A 21,356-nucleotide genomic window follows, 5' to 3' on the forward strand; every position below is an offset into this window, starting at 1 on the left:
CGGGAGTCCGCCCCATGATCGTGATCAACGCGCGTTTTCTCACCCAGCCACTGAGCGGCGTGCAGCGCTTCGCCGAGCAGATCTCGCTGTCGCTGGCGCGCCTGCGCAGCGACCTGCGTTTCGTGGCGCCGCCGGGTGAAATCCTCCGCCCGGAGATCGCCCGCCAGCTCGGGGTCGAACAGGTCGGCCGCCACCAGGGCCACCTCTGGGAACAGCTCGACCTGCCGCTGTGGCTGGCCCGGCAGGGGCGCCCGCTGCTGGTCTCGCTGTGCAGCACCGCGCCGCTGGCCTACCGCCGGCAGTTGGCGACCCATCACGACATCACCTACGTGCGCCACCCGCAGAGCTTCTCCTGGAAGTTCCGCGCGCTGTACCGGGTGATGATTCCGCTGATGCTGCGCCGCTCGCTGGCGCTGATCAGCGTCAGCGAGTTCTCCCGCCAGGAGATCGCTTCGCACTACGGCCTGGCGACGCAACGCATCCACGTGATCGGCAATGCGGTCTCCGCCGAGTTCTGCCCTGGCGTGGAAACCGCCGAGAGCGGCCGGCCCTACGTGCTGGCGGTGTCCTCGCCGGCGCCGCACAAGAACTTCGCGCGCCTGGTCGAAGCCTTCGGCCTGCTCGCCGACCTCGACGTGGAACTGCGCATCGTCGGCGCCGCCAACCGCAGCTTCGCCGACGCGGCGCTGCCGCAGGGCGCGCAGGATGAACGGGTGCGCTGGCTCGGCCGGCTCGACGACGACCAGTTGATCGAGCAGTACCGCCACGCCGCTGCCTTCGCCTTCCCCTCGCTCTACGAAGGCTTCGGCATCCCGCCGCTGGAAGCCCAGGCCTGCGGCTGCCCGGTGGTGGCGGCAAGCAGCGCGTCGATCCCCGAGGTGCTGGGCAACTCGGTCCTCTATTTCGACCCCTACGATCCGGCCGGCATGGCGGCCGCGCTGCGCCGCGTGCTGCTCGACCATCAGCTGCGCGCCGAGTTGCGCCAGCTGGGCCAGGACAACGTGCTGCGCTACTCCTGGGATATCTCGGCGCTGCGCCTCTCCAGCCTGATCGACAGCTGCCTGCTGGAGCGCTCGGAGCACCCGCCGCACTACGACGCCAAACGCATCGCCAAGCAAGGAGGCAGATCATGAAAGGCATCATCCTCGCCGGAGGCTCCGGCACCCGCCTGCATCCCATTACCCTGGGGGTGTCCAAGCAGCTGCTGCCGATCTACGACAAGCCGATGGTGTACTACCCGCTGTCGGTGCTGATGCTCGCCGGGATCGACGACATCCTGCTGATCTGCACCCCCGCCGACCTGGCGAACTTCCGCGCCCTGCTGGGCGACGGCGAGCAGTTCGGAGTGAGGTTGCAGTACGCCGTGCAGCCCTCGCCGGACGGGCTGGCCCAGGCCTTCCTGATCGGCGCCGAGTTCATCGGCGACGACTCGGTGTGCCTGGTGCTGGGCGACAACATCTTCTATGGCCAGGGCTTCACCGAGACCCTGCGCGAGGCGGCCGCGCGGCCCCGTGGCGCCACCGTGTTCGGCTACCAGGTGGCCGATCCGGCGCGCTTCGGCGTGGTCGAGTTCGACGCCGCCGGCCGTGTGCTTTCCATCGAGGAAAAGCCCCGCACGCCGCGTTCCAACTACGCCGTCACCGGCCTGTATTTCTACGACAACCGCGTGGTCGAGATGGCCCGCCGCATCCGCCCCTCGGCGCGCGGCGAGCTGGAGATCACCGACATCAACAACCTCTACCTGGAGCTCGGCGAACTGCACGTGAGCCTGCTCGGCCGCGGGTTCGCCTGGCTGGATACCGGCACCCACGAGTCGCTGATGGAGGCCGGCCACTTCGTCCAGACCATCGAGCAGCGCCAGGGCCTGAAGGTCGCCTGCCTGGAGGAGATCGCCTACCAGCAGGGCTGGCTCAGCGAGGTGGCGCTGGCGCTGCAGGCCGAGCGCCTGAGCAAGACCGGCTACGGCCGCTACCTGCAGCAACTGCTGCTGGAGCCGCGCAAATGAACCCGCACCCGGTGCCGACGCAAGCGCTGCGCGGCGACCGGCACTGCGCCCCACAACGGACTGCGCTAACGATGCAGCGGCGCCAGGAGCGGCGCCGGCAATCGCGAGGTCATCATGCCTAACAAGACCAAAGGAATTCTGCGTGCGCACCAGTCGCTGATCTCGCTGGCGCACCGCCTGAGCGACATCCTGGTGATCGTGCTCAGCGGCGTGTTCCTGCTCAGCGCCGGCAGCGGCACGCTGGAAGCCCAGCTGTGGGTGTCGGTGCTGCTGTGCGTGATGCTCTTCCACTGGCTGGGCGAGCTGAACCAGCTGTACGGCTCCTGGCGCGGCGAGTCGCTGCTGCGCGAATCGCTGAGCGTCACCCTGTACTGGTCGCTGGCGTTCTTCGCGGTGCTGCTGCTGGACATCTCCCTGCGCCATGTCGAACTGGAGGAACCGCGCCGGCTGGGCTGGTTCGCCGCCGCGCTGCTGATCATGGGCGGCTACCGCCTGGCGATCCGCATGGTCCTGCGCCTGGCCCGGCGGCACGGCTTCAACAGCCGCAACGTGGCGATCTACGGCACCGGCGAGGTCGGTGCGCGGCTGGCCCAGACCATTCTCGGCGCGCCGTGGATGGGCCTGCGCCTGGTCGGCTTCTACGACGACCGCCCGCAGCAGATGGAGCTGGGCGAGCGGGTACCGGTGAAGGGCGATCGCCTGGCGCTGATCGAGGCGGCGCGCTCCGGGCAGATCGACAAGGTCTACCTGACCCTGCCGCTGTCCCGCGAGCCGCTGCTCAACGAGCTGATCCGCGAGCTGTCGGACACCACGGTGTCGGTCTACCTGATTCCCGACCTGTTCATGTTCGACCTGCTGCACGCGCGCAGCGAAAGCATCAACGGGCTGGCCACCATCAGCATCTTCGACACCCCCATGGACGGCCCCAACGCCCTGCTCAAGCGTATCGAGGACGTGCTGCTTGCCTCGCTGATCCTGCTGCTGATCGCCGTGCCCATGCTGCTGATCGCCATCGCCGTGAAGCTCACCTCGCGCGGCCCGGTGCTGTTCCGCCAGACCCGCTACGGCATGGATGGCCGGCCGATCCGCGTGTGGAAGTTCCGCAGCATGACGGTGATGGAGGACGGCGCCGCCGTCACCCAGGCCTCGCGCAACGATTCGCGCATCACCCCGCTGGGCGCCTTCCTGCGGCGCACCTCGCTGGATGAGCTGCCACAGTTCTTCAACGTCTTGCTCGGCGACATGTCGGTGGTCGGCCCACGCCCCCACGCCGTGGCGCACAACGAGCAATACCGGCGTCAGGTCAGCCGCTACATGCTGCGTCACAAGGTCAAGCCGGGGATCACCGGCTGGGCCCAGGTGAACGGCTGGCGCGGCGAAACCGACACCCTGGAAAAGATGCAGAAACGCATCGAGTTCGACCTCGACTACATCGAGAACTGGTCCGTCTGGTGGGACCTGAAGATCGTCCTGCTGACCCTGTTCAAGGGCTTCGTCCACCGCAACGCCTACTGAGTTTCCACACTCGCTTCAAGGAAGGATTGCCATGAAAAACCTGCTCGCTTTCAGCTTCGTAGTCGGCAGTCTGGCGCTACAAGGCTGCGTCTTTTCCCCCGGTCAGCACATGACGGATTCCGATATCCAGCGCGAGGCGCAGAAGGAGGGCATGCAGATCACCCTGGTGCCGATCACGCCCCAGGTGCTGCAGCGCCAGGAAGCCGACTTCGCCGCCAAGCCCGGCTTGCCGGCCGAGCTGCTCAACTACCGGCCACCGCAGGAGGACTACGTGATCGGCGGCGGCGACGTGCTGCTGGTGACCGTCTGGGATCACCCGGAGCTCACCAGCCCCGGTTCCACCCAGCAGATGGAGGCCAACGGCCGGGTGGTCGGCGCCGACGGCAACATCTTCTTCCCCTACGCCGGCGTCGTCCGCGCCGAAGGCCAGACCCCGGCACAGCTGCGCACGCGCCTGGCCCACCAGCTGGGCAGAAAGGGCATCGTCGACCCGCAGGTGGACGTCACCGTGCTGCGCTATGCCAGCCAGCACGTGGTGCTCTCCGGGGCCTTCCAGAATGGCGGCCAGGTCGAGCTGAACAACACGCCCACCACCCTGGTGCAGGCGGTCAGCAAGGCCGGAGTGATCGCCGGCGAGGCCGACCTGTCGGGGCTGACCCTCAAGCGTGACGGCCGCGAGTACGTCATCGACGTCGATGCGCTGAACCGCAGCGGTTCGACGCTCAGCGGCATGTACCTGAAGAACGGCGACCAGATCCACCTGCCCTACAACGATCGCAAGAAGGTCTACGTGGTCGGCGAGGTGGAGCGCCCGCAGGTGGTCACCTACCGCACCACCGGCCTGTCGCTGCTGGAGGTGCTCGGCAACGCCGGCGGCCTGGCCCCGGAAACCTCCGACGGCGACTCGGTCTACGTGATCCGCGGCAACCCCGACTCGGTCGCCGGACAGTCCTCGGGCACCTTCAAGGCGCAGGTCTTCCACCTGGAAGCCAAGCGCCCGACCGCCTACGCGCTGGCCCGCGAGTTCGCCATGCAGCCGCAGGACGTGGTGTTCATCGGCCCGGCCAACATCACCCGCTGGAACCGCTTCATCAGCCAGCTGCTGCCGTCGGCCTCGATCGTCAGTACCAGCGCCGCGATGGGGAACTGACGAGGCACGAGCCGATAGGGAGATTTTTCCTACTGCAATCGGCGGCTCCCGGGAATCGACTTCCCGGCGAGCGGCCAGGATGATCGCCGGCGGCTGGTGCGCCTACGCACTCCTCCGACGGCAGGGGCCTATCCTGCCTCAACCTTTTAGGGCCCTCTCCCTAGCACGAGGCCCTGAACCCGCCCGCGTTGCAGCGCTGGCGGGTTTTTTTTGCGCGAAATTCGCCGGGTTGCCGGCGGGTGATTCCTACATCCGAATTGCCGTCCGGGGTACCCCTACCGATCAACTGCGCAATGCCAGTGAGGGGCGTATCATATATTCCATAAAGAAATTACATATTAAGAATTAATTCTTTTTGGATTTATGACGGTTCTTTTATCGTGGCCCTGCGTCGCCGCGAGCGGTCGCGGGTGAGCGAAAGGGTGGCGGGTAACCGCCAGTCGCGGGGAGATGAATGGCGGTTTTCCGCTGATCCGGTGTCGGGGAATGGCTCGTTGAACGAGCCGGAAGCCGGAAACAGGTGGCTGCGGGACAAGGCGGGCGGGTTGGCCTGGGGATTGCCTTGTCTGCTGGCGAATGCTTCGAGCATCGCCACAACAACAAGACACGAGAACCGATCCATGCCATTCCCTTCTTCTGCCGTATCCCTGTCCGCCTGCCTGCGCTGCGTTCCCGCCTAGCGGGGCGCTGAAACAACCTACGAATCCTGCATGCCCGTCGTGCTCGTCACGTCGTGGCCGCTGCCTGCCATTCGGACGGACTCCCGGGGGAGCCAGTCGTGGTGGCGAATGGCGTGTTTCCAAGATCAATAAAATGGGGAAATTCCAATGAAAAGCCGCACTCTCACGCAATCGGGCCTCGCGCTCGCCATCGCTGCCGCAGGTCTTGCGCAATCCGCCGTCGCCGGTGGATTCGTCGAAGACAGCAAGGCCAGCCTGACCCTGCGCAACTTCTACATCAACACCGACAACCGCAACGGCACCGCCGAGCCGAGCAAGCAGGAAGAGTGGGGCCAGGGCTTCCTGCTCAACTACACCTCCGGCTTCACCGAAGGCACCGTGGGCTTCGGCGTCGACGCCCTGGGCCTGCTGGGCGTGCGCCTGGACAGCGGCAAGGGCACCCACTACAACCCGACCAGCTCCAGCTTCTCGGGCACCGTGTTCCCCACCGACGGCGATGGCCGTGCGGTCGATGATTTCTCCCACCTGGGCGCCACCGGCAAGGTGAAGGTCTCCAGCACCGTGCTGCAGTACGGCACCCTGCTGCCCAAGCTGCCGGTCGTGACCTACAACGACGGTCGCCTGCTGCCGCAGACCTTCGAAGGTGGCCAGGTCACTTCCAACGAGTTCAAGGACCTGACCCTGCTCGGTGGCCAGCTCGAACACATGAAGGGCCGCAGCTCCAGCAACAACGAAGGCCTGTCCATCGCCGGCGCCAACAACGCCCGTACCGGCCAGTTCGTCAACAAGTTCTACTACGGCGGCGCCGACTACAAGCTGACCAAGGACCTGACGCTGCAGTACTACTACGGCAACCTGCAGGACTTCTACAAACAGCACTTCCTCGGCCTGCAGCACAACTGGGCGATCGGCCCGGGCGTACTGAAATCCGACCTGCGCTACTTCCACAGCAGCGACGACGGCAAGAACGGCAACGACTCGCGCTACTACACCAGCGGTTACTACGGTAATGGCGTGACCAAGGGTGAAGTCGACAACCGCGCCTGGAGCGGCCTGTTCACCTACACCGTCAGCGGCCACAGCTTCGGCGCCGGCTACCAGCAGCTCAGCGGCAACAGCGACTTCCCGTTCATCAACAACGGCGACGGCGCCACCGCCTACCTGATCACCGACGTGCAGATCGGCAAGTTCCTGCGCGCCGGCGAGCGCACCTGGCAGGTCCGCTACGGCTACGATTTCGCCCAGGCCGGCCTGCCGGGGCTGACCTTCCAGACCCTGTACCTGCACGGCGACAACATCGACACCCGCTATGGCGACAAGAGCGAGTGGGAGCGTGACATCTCCCTGGCCTACGTGATCCCGGACGGCACCTTCAAGGGCCTGGGCTTCACCTGGAAGAACGCCTCCCTGCGCAGCGGCCTGCCGACCACCGGCAGCGGCACCGCAACCCAGCGCGACCAGGACGAGAACCGCCTGATCGTCAGCTACACCATCCCGCTGCTGTAAGACTTCACGGGCTGGAAAAAAAGCCGCCGTCCTCGCCAGAGGCGGCGGCTTTTTCATGGGGCTTATCGCCTGCGGCGGCAGTTCTGCGTAGGAGCGAGCTCGCTCGCGAACGGCTTGGCAGGGGGCTTGTTCGCGAGCAAGCTCGCTCCTGCAGAAAGGCCGATTGCCAATGAAAAAGGCCGTCGCTCCGTGAGGGGCGACGGCCTTTTTCTTTCAGCGGATCAGCGCTTGCGCGGCGCCGGCTGCTGCTGGGTGATGCAGTGGATATTGCCGCCGCCCAGGAGGATCTCGCGGCCCGGCACCATGACGATCTCGTGCTCGGGGAAGATGCGCTTCAAGGTCGCTTCGGCTTCGGCGTCCGCCGGGTCGTCGAAGCGCGGCGCGATGATGCCGCCGTTGACGATCAGGAAGTTGACGTAGGAACCGGCCAGGCGGATCGACGGATCGCGCGGCTGGGTGCCGATCACCAGGTCGATGCCTTCGCACTCGGCCTCGGTGGCGTGGATCGGGCCGGGGATGACGATCTTGTGCACGGTCAGCTGGCGGCCCTTGGCGTCGCGGGCGGTTTCCAGCACGCGCATGGCGGCCTGGCAGCGCTCGTAGTTCGGGTCGTTCACATCGTCGGTCCAGGCCAGCAGCACTTCGCCGGGACGTACGTAGCAGCAGAAGTTGTCGACGTGGCCGTCGGTCTCGTCGTTGAACAGGCCGTCCGGCAGCCAGATCACGGTGTCGATGGCCAGGTGCTCGCGCAGCACGGCCTCGATTTCTTCGCGGCTCATGTGCGGGTTGCGGTTGTGGTTGAGCAGGCATTCCTCGGTGGTGATGACCGTGCCTTCGCCGTCCACATGGATGGAACCGCCTTCCAGTACGAAGCCTTCGGTGCGGTAGCCGTCGCAGCGCTCGATGCCGAGGATCTTGCTCGCCACCTGGTCGTCGCGGTGCCACGGGAAGTACAGGCCGCCTTCCAGGCCGCCCCAGGCGTTGAAGGTCCAGTCCACGCCGCGCACGTCGCCCTGGTCATTGGTGACGAAGGTTGGGCCGGTGTCGCGCACCCAGGCGTCGTCGTTGCTGATTTCCACCACGCGGATGTTGGCGGCATCGGCCAGCTGGGCACGGGCGTTCTCGTACTGGCCGGCGGAAACGCCGATGGTCACCGGCTCGAAACGGGCAATGGCGCGGGCCACGGCGCTGAAGGCAGCCTGCGCGGGCTTGCCGCCCAGGCGCCAGTTGTCCGGACGCTCGGGCCAGACCATCCAGGTCTGGGTCTGGGGTTCCCATTCCGCCGGCATGCGGAAGCCATCGGCGCGGGGAGTGCTGGTCAGCGTGGTCATGGGGCGGTCCTTGGTCAGTGCTTCGTGGAAGGGGCGAGTCGATAGCCATCGATGGGTATCGCTGCGCTCCACCCATCCTACGGAGTGGGTTGTGTCATTCGAGAGGCCGTCGCCTTCGAGTGCCGCGAGCGGCCAGTATAGGTTGCCCACCTTGGACTCGCGCCGAAGTATCGTCGGGTTGGATGATTTATAACCGATAAAAATCGGTTTATTAAGGGTGTAATTGAAATATTCAGCCCACTTATCCGGATATTTATCGGATAAAAATCGATTATTCGAGGGGCGCGGCGCGTTTCGGCAGGCAGGGCGGCAGGTACAGCGAGAGGTAGGCGTCGATCACCCGCATGCCTTCTTCGGCCAGGCGCTCGGTAATCCGCCCGTGGCGCTGTACCGAGAGCGCATAGACGCGATCGCCCAGTTCGATGGCCAGGCTGAACACTTCGATGTCCTGGGGCAGCGGCGGCAGCTCGAAGTGCCGTTCGAACAGTTTGCGCATGGCCTGGCCGAGTTGCACGTCGTGCTGGCTGTCGGCCTGGGTGACTTCGGCGAGGCCGTGGCTGGCGAGGATCAGCTGGCGTGCGGCGGCATCGTCGGCGTAGACGGCCAGGGTGCGCTGTTCGACCAGCCGCGCGAGGTCGCGCCAGTCGCGCAGGACGGCGTGGTCGACGGATTGTTCCAGGCAGGCGCGGAAGGCGGCGTGGACGTCGCTGGTCAGCCCCTGGAGCAGCGCCGGGACGCTGGGGAAGAAGTGGTAGACGGAGGAGGGCGGGATGTCCGCGCGCTCGGCCACCGCGTAGATCGACAGGCCCGCCGCGCCGCCTTCCGCCAGCTGTGCGCGGGCGGCGTCGAGAATCACGGCGATGCGTGCCTGGCTGCTGGCGCGGGGCTTGCGGGTGGGCGAGGGGGCGGGCATGGCGGTCTCCGGAGCTGGGCGGTCATTGGACGCCAGCTCCGGGGTGTTCGGCAAGTCAGCTGCCGCCGGCGCGCAGCTTGTCCCAGACCTCGGTGATCACCGGGGCGGTCTTCTCCGGCGCGGTTTCCAGGGCGAACAGGCGGCGCTTGGTCTCCTGGTCCGGGTACAGGCCCGGCTGGTCGCGCAGGGCGGCGTCGAGGAACTGCGCGGAGTCCTTGTTGCCGTTGGGGTAGAGGGTGGCGGCGGTGATCTGCGCGGCGACCTTGGGCTGCATCAGGTAGTCGATGAACTTCAGCGCCAGGTCCGGGTGTTCGGCGGCGGTGGGGATCACCAGGTTGTCGATGAACAGCACCGAGCCTTCCTGCGGCACCACGAAGCGCACCGGCTGGCCGGCGTTGGCCGCGCCCAGCGCATCGCCGACCCAGGCCATGGCGACGCACAGCTTGCCGGCGTTGAGGTCCTGGATGTAGCGCTCGCTGTCGATGTAGCGCAGGTTCGGGCGCAGCTCGCCGAGCACTTCGCCGGCGCGGCGGATCTGCGAGGGTGCGCTGCGGGCGAAGTTGCGGCCCTGGTAGTTCATCAGCACCGAGAAGGCTTCGTCCGGCGCGTCCAGCAGGCTCATGCCGCAGGCCTTCAGGCGTGCGCTCTGTGCCGGGTCGAACATCACGCTCCAGCTGTCGGGCAGCTTGCCGCCGTAGGCCTTCTCGGCTTCGGGTTCGTTGATCGCCAGGCCCACGGCGCCCCACAGGTAGGGCACGGCGTGCTGGTTGTTGGGGTCGACGGCGGCCAGCTTGCTCAGCAGCTGGGTGTCGAGGTGGCTGCGGTTGGGCAGCTTGCTGAAGTCCAGCGCCTGGATGCGCTTGTCGCGGATCAGCGCCGGCAGGTCGTTGTGCGAGGGTACGGCGACGTCGAACTTCTCTCCGGCTTCGAGGGCCTTCTTGACCTCTTCGGCGGTGCTGTAGGTCGTGTATTCGACCCGGATGCCGGTGTCCTTCTCGAAGTCCTTGAGCACTTCGGGGGCGATGTAGTCGTTCCAGTTGTAGACCCGGATGACCTGGTCGGCCCAGGCGGACAGTGGGCACAACAGCATCAGTATCACGGCGTACAGGCGTGGCATTGGCGATCTCCCTGAATGAACCACGTAATCAGCGGATGCGGCATTCATTCGCCGCTCGATAGCGCGACAGCAAAGACACGACAGACACGATGGGCGCCCGGGCGGACGGATGGAGACATCGCGAGCAGGAAGAAACGACGGATGTGGCTCGCCCTGGCGCCCCTCCTCGCCCTGGCAATGTCGCGGTCCCCCAGATGTGCCAGAGGCACAAGGAAACGCCGGCCCTGGGGCCGGCGTTTCGTTTACCACTTATACGGTGTGCAAGTACCAGTTGTACTCGAGGTCGGAGATCGAATACTCGAACTCCTGCATCTCATGCTCCTTGCACGCGACGAAGATGTCGATGTACTCGGGGCTGATGTACTTGTTCATCACGTCGCTGTCGTCCAGCTCGCGCAGGGCATCGCGCAGGTTGTTCGGCAGGCTCTGTTCCAGCTGCTCGTAGGCGTTGCCTTCGATCGGCGCACCGGGCTCGACCTTGTTGGTCAGGCCGTGGTGGACGCCGGCCAGTACCGCCGAGAGCAGCAGGTACGGGTTGGCGTCGGCGCCGGCGACGCGGTGCTCCAGGCGCACCGCTTCCGGCGCTCCGGTGGGCACGCGCAGGGCGACGGTACGGTTGTCCAGGCCCCAGCTCGGTGCGTTCGGTACGAAGAAGGCCGAACCGAAACGGCGGTACGAGTTGACGTTCGGGCAGAGGAACGCCATCGACGCCGGCAGGGTCTCGAGCACACCGCCGATCGCGTGGCGCAACGCGGCGTTCTGCTCGGGATCCTCGCTGGTGAAGATGTTCCTGCCGTCCTTGTCGAGCAGCGAGACGTGGACGTGCAGACCGTTGCCCGCCTGACCCGGATAGGGCTTGGCCATGAAGGTCGAGTCCATCTCGTGGTCGTAGGCGACGTTCTTGATCAGGCGCTTGAGCAGGACCGCGTAGTCGCAGGCCTTCAGCGCGTCGTCAACGTGGTGCATGTTGACTTCGAACTGTGCCGGGGCGCTTTCCTTGACGATGGCATCGGCCGGGATGCCCTGGGCGCGGGCGCCGTCGATGATGTCCTGCAGGCAGTCGGCGTACTCGTCGAGGTCGTCGATGGAGTAGACCTGGACCGATTGCGGACGCTTGCCGGAAATCGGCGAACGCGGCGGCTGCGGACGGCCGTTCACGTTCTCCTGGTCGATCAGGTAGAACTCGAGCTCGAAGGCCGCGACGATGGTCAGGCCGATGTCGGTGAACTTCTGCACCACCTGGCGCAGCACTTCACGCGGGTCGGCGAAGAACGGCGTGCGCTCTTCCATCTCGTGCATGGTCATCAGCAGCTGCGCGGTCGGGCGCTTCTGCCAGGGTTCCATGGAGAGGGTATTGGGGATTGGGAAACAGACGCGATCCGCGTCGCCAATGTCCAGGCCGAGGCCGGTGCTTTCTACGGTGGAGCCGGTGATGTCGAGAGCGAAGAGAGAGGCGGGGAGGTTGATGCCCTTCTCATAGACTTTGGGCAGGTTGGTGCGTTCGATGCGCTTGCCGCGGACCACACCATTCATGTCTGCAATAAGGAGGTCGACGAATTGGACCTCGGGGTGTTCCTTCAGGAACTCACTCGCTTCTTCAAGCGAAACGGCACTCTGGGGTACCGGCATGATGTAACACCTTTATTGTTAAAAATTTCAATCATTCGAAGGCTGAGGTGTGAGTCAATCCGAATTGGCAAGGGTTGTCAATGTCGCACCAAAAAGGGGCGCATCAGTCTCGATAGGCCGTTTTTGGGGCGTTTCGGGCCGCTTTTAATGGGCGGAGAGCCTTGGCTGGCGGGCTGTTCAGTGGGGCGTGTTTGATTTTTTACATGACTATTGTGTAAAAAAATGAACAAGGCTAAGCTCGGCCTCAAGCCCATAACACTTACAAACACGGGTGTCCCATGTCTCGCCTGCCGTTAATCGGCGTGTCCGCCTGCCTCAAGCAGATCGGTTCCAAACCCTACCATGTTGCTGGCGACAAATACCTCAGAGCTTTGATCTCAGGGGCCTCGGGCATTCCGTTGATCATTCCCTCCCTGGGCGATGCGATCGACCAGGAAGCCATGTTGGCCGCATTCGACGGCCTGCTCTTCACAGGCTCGGCGTCGAACGTCGAACCCCATCATTATAGTGGCTCCGCCAGCATTGCCGGCACCCCTCATGATGCCGCTCGCGACAGTACGACGCTGCCGCTGATCCGCCGCGCTGTCGCCGCCGGGATTCCGGTGCTGGGCATCTGCCGCGGCTTCCAGGAAATGAATGTGGCCTTCGGCGGCTCGCTGCACCAGAAGGTGCACGAGGTCGAAGGCCTCATGGACCACCGCGAGCCTGCCGGTGAGCCGATCGAAATCCAATATGGTCTGCGGCACGTCGTCGATGTGCAGCCGGGCGGCGTTTTCGCCGGTATCGGGCTACCCTCGCAGTTCCAGGTCAACTCTATTCACGGCCAGGGCGTTGATCGTCTGGCGCCCGGCCTTCGCGTAGAAGCTCTGGCGCCTGACGGGTTGGTTGAAGCCTTCTCCGTCGAAGGTGCGGCCTTTGCCGTCGGGGTGCAGTGGCACCCGGAATGGCAGGTCGAAACGAACCCCAACTATCTCGCTATCTTCCAGGCATTCGGCAAAGCCTGCAGCAAGAGGGCGGGGAACCGCTGAGTCCGGCGTTGGGGCCGGACTCTCACACCCTGAGGTCTTTATGACTAGCAAGTTAGACCAGCTCAGTGGCTGGTTGAAAGAACGCAAGATCACCGAAGTGGAATGCATGATCGCCGACCTGACCGGGATTGCCCGGGGCAAGATCGCGCCGACCGCGAAATTCCTCAACGAGAAGGGCATGCGCCTGCCGGAGAGCGTTCTCCTGCAGACCGTGACCGGTGATTACGTCGAAGACGACATCTATTACGACCTGCTGGACCCGGCCGACATCGATATGGTCTGCCGCCCGGACGAGAATGCCGTGTTCCTCGTCCCCTGGGCCATCGAGCCGACCGCGATGGTCATCCACGACACCTACGACAAGCTCGGCAACCCCATCGAGCTGTCGCCGCGCAACGTCCTCAAGCGTGTGCTCCAGCTGTATGCCGACAAGGGCTGGAAGCCGATCGTGGCGCCGGAGATGGAGTTCTACCTGACCAAACGCAGCGACGACCCCGACTACCCGCTGCAGGCTCCGATCGGTCGCTCCGGTCGCCAGGAGACCGGTCGCCAGTCCTTCTCCATCGACGCGGCGAACGAATTCGATCCGCTGTTCGAAGACATGTACGACTGGTGCGAGCTGCAGGGCCTGGACCTGGACACGCTGATCCATGAAGAAGGCACCGCGCAGATGGAGATCAACTTCCGTCATGGCGATGCCCTGGACCTGGCCGACCAGATCGTGGTGTTCAAGCGCACCATGCGCGAGGCCGCGCTCAAGCACAATGTCGCCGCCACCTTCATGGCCAAGCCGATGACCGGCGAGCCGGGCAGTGCCATGCACCTGCACCAGAGCATCGTCGACATCAAGACCGGCAAGAACATCTTCTCCAACGCCGACGGCAGCATGAGTGAGCTGTTCCTGCACCACATCGGCGGCCTGCAGAAGCTGATCCCCGAGGCGCTGCCGCTGTTCGCGCCGAACGTCAACTCGTTCCGCCGCTTCCTGCCCGACACCTCGGCGCCGGTGAACGTCGAGTGGGGCGAAGAGAACCGTACCGTGGGCCTGCGCGTACCGGACTCCACTCCGGACAACCGCCGCGTGGAAAACCGCCTGGCCGGCGCCGACGCCAACCCGTACCTGGCCCTGGCGGCCAGCCTGCTGTGCGGCTACATCGGCATGGTCGAAGGCCTGAAACCCAGTGCCCAGGTCAAGGGCCGTGGCTATGAACGGCGTAACCTGCGCCTGCCGCTGACCATCGAGGCCGCCCTGGAGTGCATGGAAGGCAGCAAGACCCTGGAGAAATACCTGGGTGACAAGTTCATTCGGGGCTACGTCGCGGTGAAGCGCGCCGAGCACGAGAACTTCAAGCGAGTAATCAGTTCCTGGGAGCGTGAGTTCCTTCTGCTTTCTGTCTGATCGGCGTGGGGTCCGGCGCGTGGCCGGGCCCCGTGTTTCTTAGAGAAGAGGTTTTATCAAGATGACTAACCAGACCAGCGCCAACACCCAACACTGGCAGGCGCTCAGCCGTGATCACCACCTGGCTCCGTTCACCGACTACAAGCAGCTGAACGAAAAGGGTGCGCGCATCATCACCAAGGCCGAAGGCGTGTACCTGTGGGACAGCGAGGGCAACAAGATCCTCGATGGCATGGCCGGCCTGTGGTGCGTGAACGTCGGCTACGGTCGCAAGGAACTGGCTGAAGTCGCCTATAAGCAGATGCAGGAACTGCCCTACTACAACCTGTTCTTCCAGACTGCCCACCCGCCGGTGCTGGAGCTGTCCAAGGCGATCGCCGACATCGCCCCGGAAGGCATGAACCACGTGTTCTTCACCGGTTCCGGTTCGGAGTCCAACGACACCGTGCTGCGCATGGTTCGCCACTACTGGACCATCAAGGGCCAGCCGCAGAAGAAGGTGGTCATCGGCCGCTGGAACGGCTACCACGGCTCCACCGTCGCCGGCGTCAGCCTGGGCGGCATGAAGGCGCTGCACGAGCAGGGCGACCTGCCGATCCCCGGCATCGAGCACATCGCCCAGCCGTACTGGTTCGGCGAAGGCGGTGACATGGACCCGGAAGAGTTCGGCATCTGGGCGGCCGAGCAGCTGGAGAAGAAGATTCTCGAAGTCGGCGAAGACAAGGTCGCCGCCTTCATCGCCGAGCCCCTGCAGGGCGCGGGCGGCGTGATCATTCCGCCGAAGACCTACTGGCCGAAGATCCGCGAGATCCTCGCCAAGTACGACATCCTGTTCATTGCCGACGAAGTCATCTGCGGCTTCGGCCGTACCGGCGAATGGTTCGGCAGCCAGTACTTCGGCAACGCCCCGGACCTGATGCCGATCGCCAAGGGCCTGACCAGCGGCTACATCCCCATGGGCGGCGTGATCGTTCGCGACGAGATCGTCCATACCCTGAATGAGGGTGGGGAGTTCTACCACGGCTTCACTTACTCTGGTCACCCGGTGGCCGCCGCGGTGGCGCTGGAGAACATCCGCATCCTGCGCGAAGAGAAGATCGTCGAACGTGTGAAGAACGAAACGGCACCGTATTTGCAACAGCGCTGGCAAGAGCTGGCCGACCATCCCCTGGTAGGCGAAGCCCGCGGGGTAGGCCTGGTGGCAGCACTGGAGCTGGTGAAGAACAAGAAGACCCGCGAGCGCTTCGACGGCAAGGGTGTCGGGATGCTGTGCCGCGAGCACTGCTTCCGCAACGGTCTGATCATGCGTGCGGTAGGAGACACTATGATTATCTCGCCGCCGCTGGTGATCGAGAAATCGCAGATCGATGACCTGATCACCCTGGCGCGCAAGTGCCTCGATCAAACCGCCGCAGCCGTTCTGTCTTGAGTCTTTCACCAGACCTTTGACAGACTGCGCCTGTGCGTTGGCCAGGCTCACCGGGTGGTGACGGAAGGAGATGTCCACGCCACCCGGAACATCAAAAAAACAAACGGAGCTACCCGCATGTTCAAGACCTTCGGCAAATCCCTGCTCGCTCTATCGCTGGCAGGCGCTGTGGCTGGTATGGCGCAGGCTGATGACAAGGTGCTGCACGTCTACAACTGGTCGGACTACATCGCGCCGGACACGGTCGACAAGTTCACCAAGGAAACCGGTATCAAGGTCGTCTACGACGTCTACGACAGCAACGAAGTGCTGGAAGCCAAGCTGCTGGCCGGCAAGTCGGGCTATGACATCGTGGTGCCGTCCAACTCCTTCCTGGCCAAGCAGATCAAGGCGGGCGTCTACACCCCGCTGGACAAGTCCAAGCTGCCGAACTGGAAGAACCTCAATCCGGACATCATGAAGACCCTGGAGATCAGCGACCCGGGCAACCAGTACGCGATCCCCTACATGTGGGGCACCATCGGCATCGGCTACAACCCGGACAAGGTCAAGGCCGCCCTGGGCGACAACGCCCCGGTGGACTCCTGGGACCTGGTGTTCAAGCCGGAAAACATCCAGAAGCTGAAGTCCTGCGGCGTGAGCTTCCTCGACTCGCCGACCGAAATGCTCCCGGCCGCCCTGCACTACCTGGGCTACAAGCCCGATAGCCAGGACCCGAAAGAGCTGAAGGAAGCCGAAGCGCTGTTCCTGAAGATCCGTCCGTACATCTCCTACTTCCACTCCTCCAAGTACATTTCCGACATCGCCAACGGCAACATCTGCGTGGCCATCGGTTACTCGGGCGACGTGTACCAGGCCAAGTCCCGCGCTGAAGAAGCCAAGAACAAGGTCACCGTGAAGTACAACATTCCGAAGGAAGGTGCTGGCGCGTTCTTCGACACCGTCGCCATTCCGAAGGATGCCGAGAACCAGGAAGCCGCGCTGAAGTGGATCAACTTCCTGCTCGAGCCGGCGATCATGTCCGAGATCACCAACGTCGTGCAGTTCCCCAACGGCAACGCCGCGGCCACGCCGATGGTGAACGACGCGATCCGCAACGACCCGGGCGTGTACCCGACTCCGGAAACCATGAAGAAGCTGTACGCCTTCCCGGATCTGCCGGCGAAGACCCAGCGTCTGATGACCCGCAGCTGGACCACCATCAAGTCCGGCAAGTAATCGGGTAGTCGCTGCCGCCTGGCGCGGCAGCCGTTGGTCCGGGACAGCGGTGGGGGAGTTCGCTCCCCCACCGCCACCGGACAGCAACAAACAGCTTCCATCGGTGGAATGGCTGCGCAAGCCCAGGCGCTCTCGTGCTGTGAAGGGTTCGGCGCTATCCACGGACCGGCCGTCGAAACCCCGGCAGCAACCGACTGAAGTAGTCAAAAACAACGAGAGGACTCACGTGTGCGCATACCCTTCCGCAGAACCCTGATCGCTGCAGTCTCCGTCTTCGGCCTGACTTCGCTGGCCCAGGCGGAACAGACCGTCCACATCTACAACTGGTCGGACTACATCGGCGAAACCACCCTCGCCGACTTCGAGAAGGACACCGGGATCAAGCCGGTGTACGACGTCTTCGACTCCAACGAAACCCTGGAAGGCAAGCTGCTGGCCGGTCGCACCGGCTATGACGTGGTCGTGCCGTCCAACCACTTCCTCGGTCGCCAGATCAAGGCCGGCGCGTTCCAGAAGCTGGATAAAAGCCAGCTGCCGAACTGGTCGAACCTCGACCCGCATCTGATGAAGCAGCTCGAGGCCAACGACCCGGGCAACCTGTACGGCGTGCCGTACCTGTGGGGCACCAACGGCATCGGCTACAACGTCGAGAAGGTCAAGGCCGTGCTGGGTGTCGACAAGATTGATTCCTGGGCCGTGCTGTTCGAGCCCGAGAACATGAAGAAGCTCAGCCAGTGCGGCGTCGCCTTCCTCGATTCGGGCGACGAGATGATGCCGGCCGTGCTCAAGTACATGGGGCTGGACCCCAACAGCACCAACCCGGACGACTACAAGAAGGTCGAAGAGAAGCTGATGGCGGTGCGTCCGTACGTCACCTACTTCCACTCGTCCAAATACATTTCCGACCTGGCCAACGGCAACATCTGCGTCGCGGCCGGTTTCTCCGGTGACGTGTTCCAGGCCGCCAACCGCGCCAAGGAAGCCGGCAAGGGCGTGAACATCGCCTACGCCATTCCCAAGGAAGGCGCCAACCTCTGGTTCGACATCCTCGCCATTCCCAAGGATGCCTCCAACCCGAAGGCGGCCCACGCGTTCATCAACTACCTGCTCAAACCCGAAGTGATCGCCAAGGTCAGCGATTACGTCGGTTACGCCAACCCGAACCCCAAGGCTGGCGAATTCATGGATGAGTCCGTGCGCAACAATCCTGAGGTGTACCCATCCCAGGAGGTTCTCGACAAACTCTTCGTGCAGCATGAGCTGCCGCCGAAGATCCTGCGCCTCATGACCCGTTCCTGGACCAAGATCAAGTCGGGCAAGTAAGGGGACTCCACAGGAGTCCTTGCGCGCGGGCACGGAGCGTCGGATGGCCCCTCAACAGGCCTTCCGGCGCACGTAAACTGCGCCAGCCCTGTAATACCAAGCATGCCCGGCCGCGGGGGCCGGGCCTCTATGATTTGGGAGTTGTGGTAATGGCAATAGCCTCCGGTGCCTACAAGAAAGCCTTGAGTGGCGACCAGAAACCGAAAGAGGTTCTGGTAAAAATCGACCGGGTCAGCAAGCAGTTCGACGAAACGCTGGCTGTGGACAGCGTGTCCCTGGACATCAAGAAGGGCGAGATCTTTGCCCTGCTGGGTGGTTCGGGTTCGGGCAAGTCGACCCTGCTTCGCATGCTGGCTGGTTTCGAGCGTCCCACTGAAGGTCGCATCTTCCTCGATGGCCAGGACATTACCGACCTGCCGCCCTATGAGCGGCCGATCAACATGATGTTCCAGTCCTACGCCCTGTTCCCCCACATGAGCGTGGCGCAGAACATCGCCTTCGGCCTCAAGCAGGATGGCCTGCCCAAGGCCGAGATCGACAAGATCGTCGACGAGATGCTCAAGCTCGTGCAGATGACCCAGTACGCCAAGCGCAAGCCGCACCAGCTCTCCGGTGGCCAGCGTCAGCGTGTGGCCCTGGCCCGCTCCCTGGCCAAGCGTCCCAAGCTGCTGCTGCTCGACGAGCCGATGGGCGCGCTGGACAAGAAACTGCGTTCGCAGATGCAGCTGGAACTGGTGGAAATCATCGAGCGCGTGGGCGTGACCTGCGTGATGGTGACCCACGACCAGGAAGAGGCCATGACCATGGCCCAGCGCATTGCCATCATGCACCTGGGTTGCATCGAGCAGATCGGCAGCCCGATGGACATCTACGAGACCCCGGCCAGCCGCCTGATCTGCGAGTTCATCGGCAACGTCAACCTGTTCGACGGCGAGATCGTCGAGGACCTGCAGGACCACGCGGTCATCGCCTGTCCGCAGCTGGAAAACCCGATCTACATCGGCCACGGCATCAGTACCCGTGCCGAGAACAAGCGCATGACCTACGCGCTGCGTCCGGAAAAGGTCATGGTCAGCGCGCAGAAGCCCGACAACCTGGAGCACGAAGGCTTCAACGTCGCCCAGGGCACCGTGCATGACATCGCCTACCTGGGCGGTCACTCGGTGTACTACATCAAGCTGGCTTCGGGCTTCATCGTCCAGGCCTTCATGGCCAACGCCGAGCGCCACGTGGCGCGCCCGACCTGGGACCAGCCGGTTTACATCAGCTGGTACGACGACAGCGGTGTGGTACTGCAATCATGAACATCAGCAAATCGCTCATGAAACGCCTGCCGAACGGCCGGCATGCCGTGATCGGTGTGCCGTTCTTCTGGCTGTTCCTGTTCTTCCTGCTGCCCTTCGCCATCGTGCTGAAGATCAGTCTGGCAGCCGCAGACGTGGCCATTCCGCCGTACACCGAAGTATTCCAGTACGCCGACCAGACTCTTCAGGTCGTGATGAATCTGGGCAACTACCTGATGCTGACGGACGACCCGCTCTACATCGACGCCTACCTGGGCTCGCTGAAGATGGCGGCGATCAGCACTTTCCTCTGCCTTGTGATCGGTTATCCGATGGCCTACGCCATCGCCCGCGCCAGCAAGGAAATGCAGACCGTCCTGCTGCTGCTGATCATGATGCCGACCTGGACGGCGATCCTGATCCGCGTGTACGCCTGGATGGGCATCCTGTCCAACAACGGCCTGCTCAATAGCTTCCTCATGTGGCTGGGCATCATCAACGAGCCGCTGACGATCCTGAACACCAACTTCGCGGTGTACATCGGCATCGTCTACTCGTACCTGCCCTTCATGGTCATGCCGCTCTACGCCAACCTGGTGAAGCACGACATGAGCCTGCTGGAAGCCGCTTCCGACCTCGGTGCGCGCAGCTTCACCAGCTTCTGGAAGATCACCGTGCCGCTGTCCAAGAACGGCATCATCGCCGGCTGCATGCTGGTGTTCATCCCGGCGGTGGGCGAGTTCGTGATCCCGGAACTGCTCGGCGGCCCCGAGACGCTGATGATCGGCAAGGTGCTGTGGCAGGAGTTCTTCAACAACCGTGACTGGCCGGTGGCGTCTGCCCTTGCCGTGGTGATGCTGGCCATCCTGATCATCCCCATCATTCTCTTTAACAAGAACCAGGCTAAAGAGCTGGAGGGCAAGGTATGAACAAGCGTTGGTCGTTCTCCAACATCATGCTGGTGTTGGGCCTGCTCTTCATCTACGTGCCGATGCTGATCCTGGTCATCTACTCCTTCAACGGCTCGAAGCTGGTGACCGTCTGGGGTGGCTGGTCGGTGAAGTGGTACGTCGGCCTGCTGGACAACCAGCAACTGGTCGGTTCGGTGTTCCGCTCCCTGGAGATCGCCTGCTACACCGCGATCTCCTCGGTGGCCCTGGGTACCCTGGCCGCCTTCGTGCTGACCCGCATCCCGCGCTTCCGTGGCCGTACGCTGTTCGGCGGCATGGTCACCGCGCCGCTGGTCATGCCCGAGGTGATCACCGGTCTGTCGCTGCTGCTGCTGTTCGTCGCCATGGCCCAGCTGATCGGCTGGCCGCAGGAGCGCGGCATCGTGACCATCTGGATCGCCCACACCAGCTTCTGCTCGTCCTACGTGGCGGTAGTGGTGTCGGCGCGTCTGCGTGAGCTGGACCTGTCCATCGAGGAGGCGGCCATGGACCTGGGCGCCAAGCCGTGGAAAGTGTTCATGCTGATCACCATCCCGATGATCGCCCCGTCGCTGGCGGCGGGCGGCATGATGTCCTTCGCCCTGTCGCTGGATGACCTGGTACTGGCCAGCTTCGTGTCCGGTCCTGGCTCCACCACCCTGCCGATGGAGGTGTTCTCCGCCGTGCGCCTGGGCGTGAAGCCGGAGATCAACGCCGTCGCCAGCCTCATCCTGCTGACCGTTTCGCTGTTCACCTTCTTCGCCTGGTACTTCACCCGTCAGGCCGAGGAACGTCGCAAGCGCGCGATCCAGGAAGCCATGGAGTCCAACGCGACCGACTGGCAGCAGAAGTCTTCGACAGCCACCGCCTGACGCCGTCTTGTCGGCCGGTCTCAGCCGGC

General features: G+C 64.0%; 17 protein-coding genes. 13 read left to right on the plus strand and 4 right to left on the minus strand.

All coding sequences use genetic code 11. The features are described 5' to 3' along the window. The first annotated feature begins 14 nt into the window (after positions 1-14). From HNP46_RS08455 to HNP46_RS08480, 5 genes are all read left to right on the plus strand, one after another. Complete coding sequence (locus HNP46_RS08455) at positions 15-1,133, plus strand: glycosyltransferase family 4 protein (RefSeq protein ID WP_184587699.1); 1,119 nt, start codon at positions 15-17, stop codon at positions 1,131-1,133. Further along, positions 1,130-2,005, plus strand: a complete 876-nt coding sequence (gene rfbA / locus HNP46_RS08460; RefSeq protein ID WP_184587701.1) for a glucose-1-phosphate thymidylyltransferase RfbA — start codon at positions 1,130-1,132, stop codon at positions 2,003-2,005. Before HNP46_RS08455 ends, rfbA begins: the two co-directional genes overlap by 4 nt. Positions 2,006-2,119: 114 nt before the next feature. Continuing rightward, positions 2,120-3,520 (plus strand): undecaprenyl-phosphate glucose phosphotransferase, encoded by a 1,401-nt coding sequence (locus HNP46_RS08465; RefSeq protein ID WP_184587703.1) that lies wholly within the window; start codon positions 2,120-2,122, stop codon positions 3,518-3,520. 31 nt (positions 3,521-3,551) lie between these two features. Beyond that, positions 3,552-4,670 (plus strand): polysaccharide biosynthesis/export family protein, encoded by a 1,119-nt coding sequence (locus tag HNP46_RS08470; protein ID WP_184587705.1) that lies wholly within the window; start codon positions 3,552-3,554, stop codon positions 4,668-4,670. Between the two features lie 827 nt (positions 4,671-5,497). After that, entirely contained in the window at positions 5,498-6,856 is a 1,359-nt protein-coding gene (locus HNP46_RS08480) for an OprD family porin (RefSeq protein ID WP_184587709.1), read from the plus strand. A 221-nt stretch (positions 6,857-7,077) separates the two neighbouring features. Here the strand turns inward: HNP46_RS08480 and aguA are convergent, their stop codons facing one another. The 4 genes from aguA to HNP46_RS08500 all read right to left on the minus strand — a co-directional run bounded on the left by aguA (position 7,078) and on the right by HNP46_RS08500 (position 11,846). Beyond that, positions 7,078-8,187: an agmatine deiminase gene (aguA, locus tag HNP46_RS08485; protein ID WP_184587711.1), complete on the minus strand. Its 1,110-nt coding sequence runs from the start codon at positions 8,185-8,187 to the stop codon at positions 7,078-7,080. A 271-nt stretch (positions 8,188-8,458) separates the two neighbouring features. Continuing rightward, positions 8,459-9,100: a TetR/AcrR family transcriptional regulator gene (locus tag HNP46_RS08490; RefSeq protein WP_184587713.1), complete on the minus strand. Its 642-nt coding sequence runs from the start codon at positions 9,098-9,100 to the stop codon at positions 8,459-8,461. 55 nt (positions 9,101-9,155) lie between these two features. Next, positions 9,156-10,217 (minus strand): polyamine ABC transporter substrate-binding protein, encoded by a 1,062-nt coding sequence (locus HNP46_RS08495; RefSeq protein WP_184587715.1) that lies wholly within the window; start codon positions 10,215-10,217, stop codon positions 9,156-9,158. A 249-nt stretch (positions 10,218-10,466) separates the two neighbouring features. Continuing rightward, a complete protein-coding gene (locus tag HNP46_RS08500) occupies positions 10,467-11,846 on the minus strand; it encodes a glutamine synthetase family protein (protein WP_184587717.1) in 1,380 nt (459 codons plus the stop codon). A gap of 278 nt (positions 11,847-12,124) precedes the next feature. Here HNP46_RS08500 and HNP46_RS08505 point away from each other — a divergent pair, with 278 nt between their 5' ends. From HNP46_RS08505 to HNP46_RS08540, 8 genes are all read left to right on the plus strand, one after another. Next, on the plus strand, positions 12,125-12,874 hold the full coding sequence (locus tag HNP46_RS08505) for a gamma-glutamyl-gamma-aminobutyrate hydrolase family protein (protein WP_184587719.1): 750 nt from the start codon (positions 12,125-12,127) through the stop codon (positions 12,872-12,874). Positions 12,875-12,914: 40 nt separating this feature from the next. Beyond that, positions 12,915-14,273, plus strand: coding sequence for a glutamine synthetase family protein (locus HNP46_RS08510; protein WP_138213740.1), 1,359 nt, complete (start codon positions 12,915-12,917; stop codon positions 14,271-14,273). Positions 14,274-14,334: 61 nt separating this feature from the next. Further along, the gene (locus tag HNP46_RS08515) at positions 14,335-15,702 is read left to right on the plus strand and encodes an aspartate aminotransferase family protein (RefSeq protein WP_184587721.1); all 1,368 of its coding nucleotides are present in this window, start codon (positions 14,335-14,337) and stop codon (positions 15,700-15,702) included. Positions 15,703-15,819: 117 nt separating this feature from the next. Further along, the gene (locus HNP46_RS08520) at positions 15,820-16,920 is read left to right on the plus strand and encodes a polyamine ABC transporter substrate-binding protein (protein WP_184587723.1); all 1,101 of its coding nucleotides are present in this window, start codon (positions 15,820-15,822) and stop codon (positions 16,918-16,920) included. Positions 16,921-17,148: 228 nt separating this feature from the next. Then, positions 17,149-18,243 carry a polyamine ABC transporter substrate-binding protein gene (locus tag HNP46_RS08525; protein ID WP_184587725.1) on the plus strand — a complete coding sequence of 365 codons (1,095 nt, stop codon included), beginning with the start codon at positions 17,149-17,151 and terminating at the stop codon, positions 18,241-18,243. A gap of 149 nt (positions 18,244-18,392) precedes the next feature. Then, positions 18,393-19,547 (plus strand): ABC transporter ATP-binding protein, encoded by a 1,155-nt coding sequence (locus HNP46_RS08530; RefSeq protein ID WP_184587727.1) that lies wholly within the window; start codon positions 18,393-18,395, stop codon positions 19,545-19,547. Positions 19,548-19,573: 26 nt separating this feature from the next. Beyond that, positions 19,574-20,455, plus strand: coding sequence for an ABC transporter permease subunit (locus HNP46_RS08535; protein WP_089285861.1), 882 nt, complete (start codon positions 19,574-19,576; stop codon positions 20,453-20,455). Continuing rightward, entirely contained in the window at positions 20,452-21,327 is an 876-nt protein-coding gene (locus HNP46_RS08540) for an ABC transporter permease subunit (RefSeq protein WP_184587729.1), read from the plus strand. The genes HNP46_RS08535 and HNP46_RS08540 overlap by 4 nt, the downstream gene beginning before the upstream one ends. The last annotated feature ends 29 nt before the right edge of the window (positions 21,328-21,356 follow it).

Source organism: Pseudomonas nitroreducens (assembly GCF_014204515.1).
Taxonomy (GTDB): domain Bacteria; phylum Pseudomonadota; class Gammaproteobacteria; order Pseudomonadales; family Pseudomonadaceae; genus Pseudomonas; species Pseudomonas nitritireducens_A.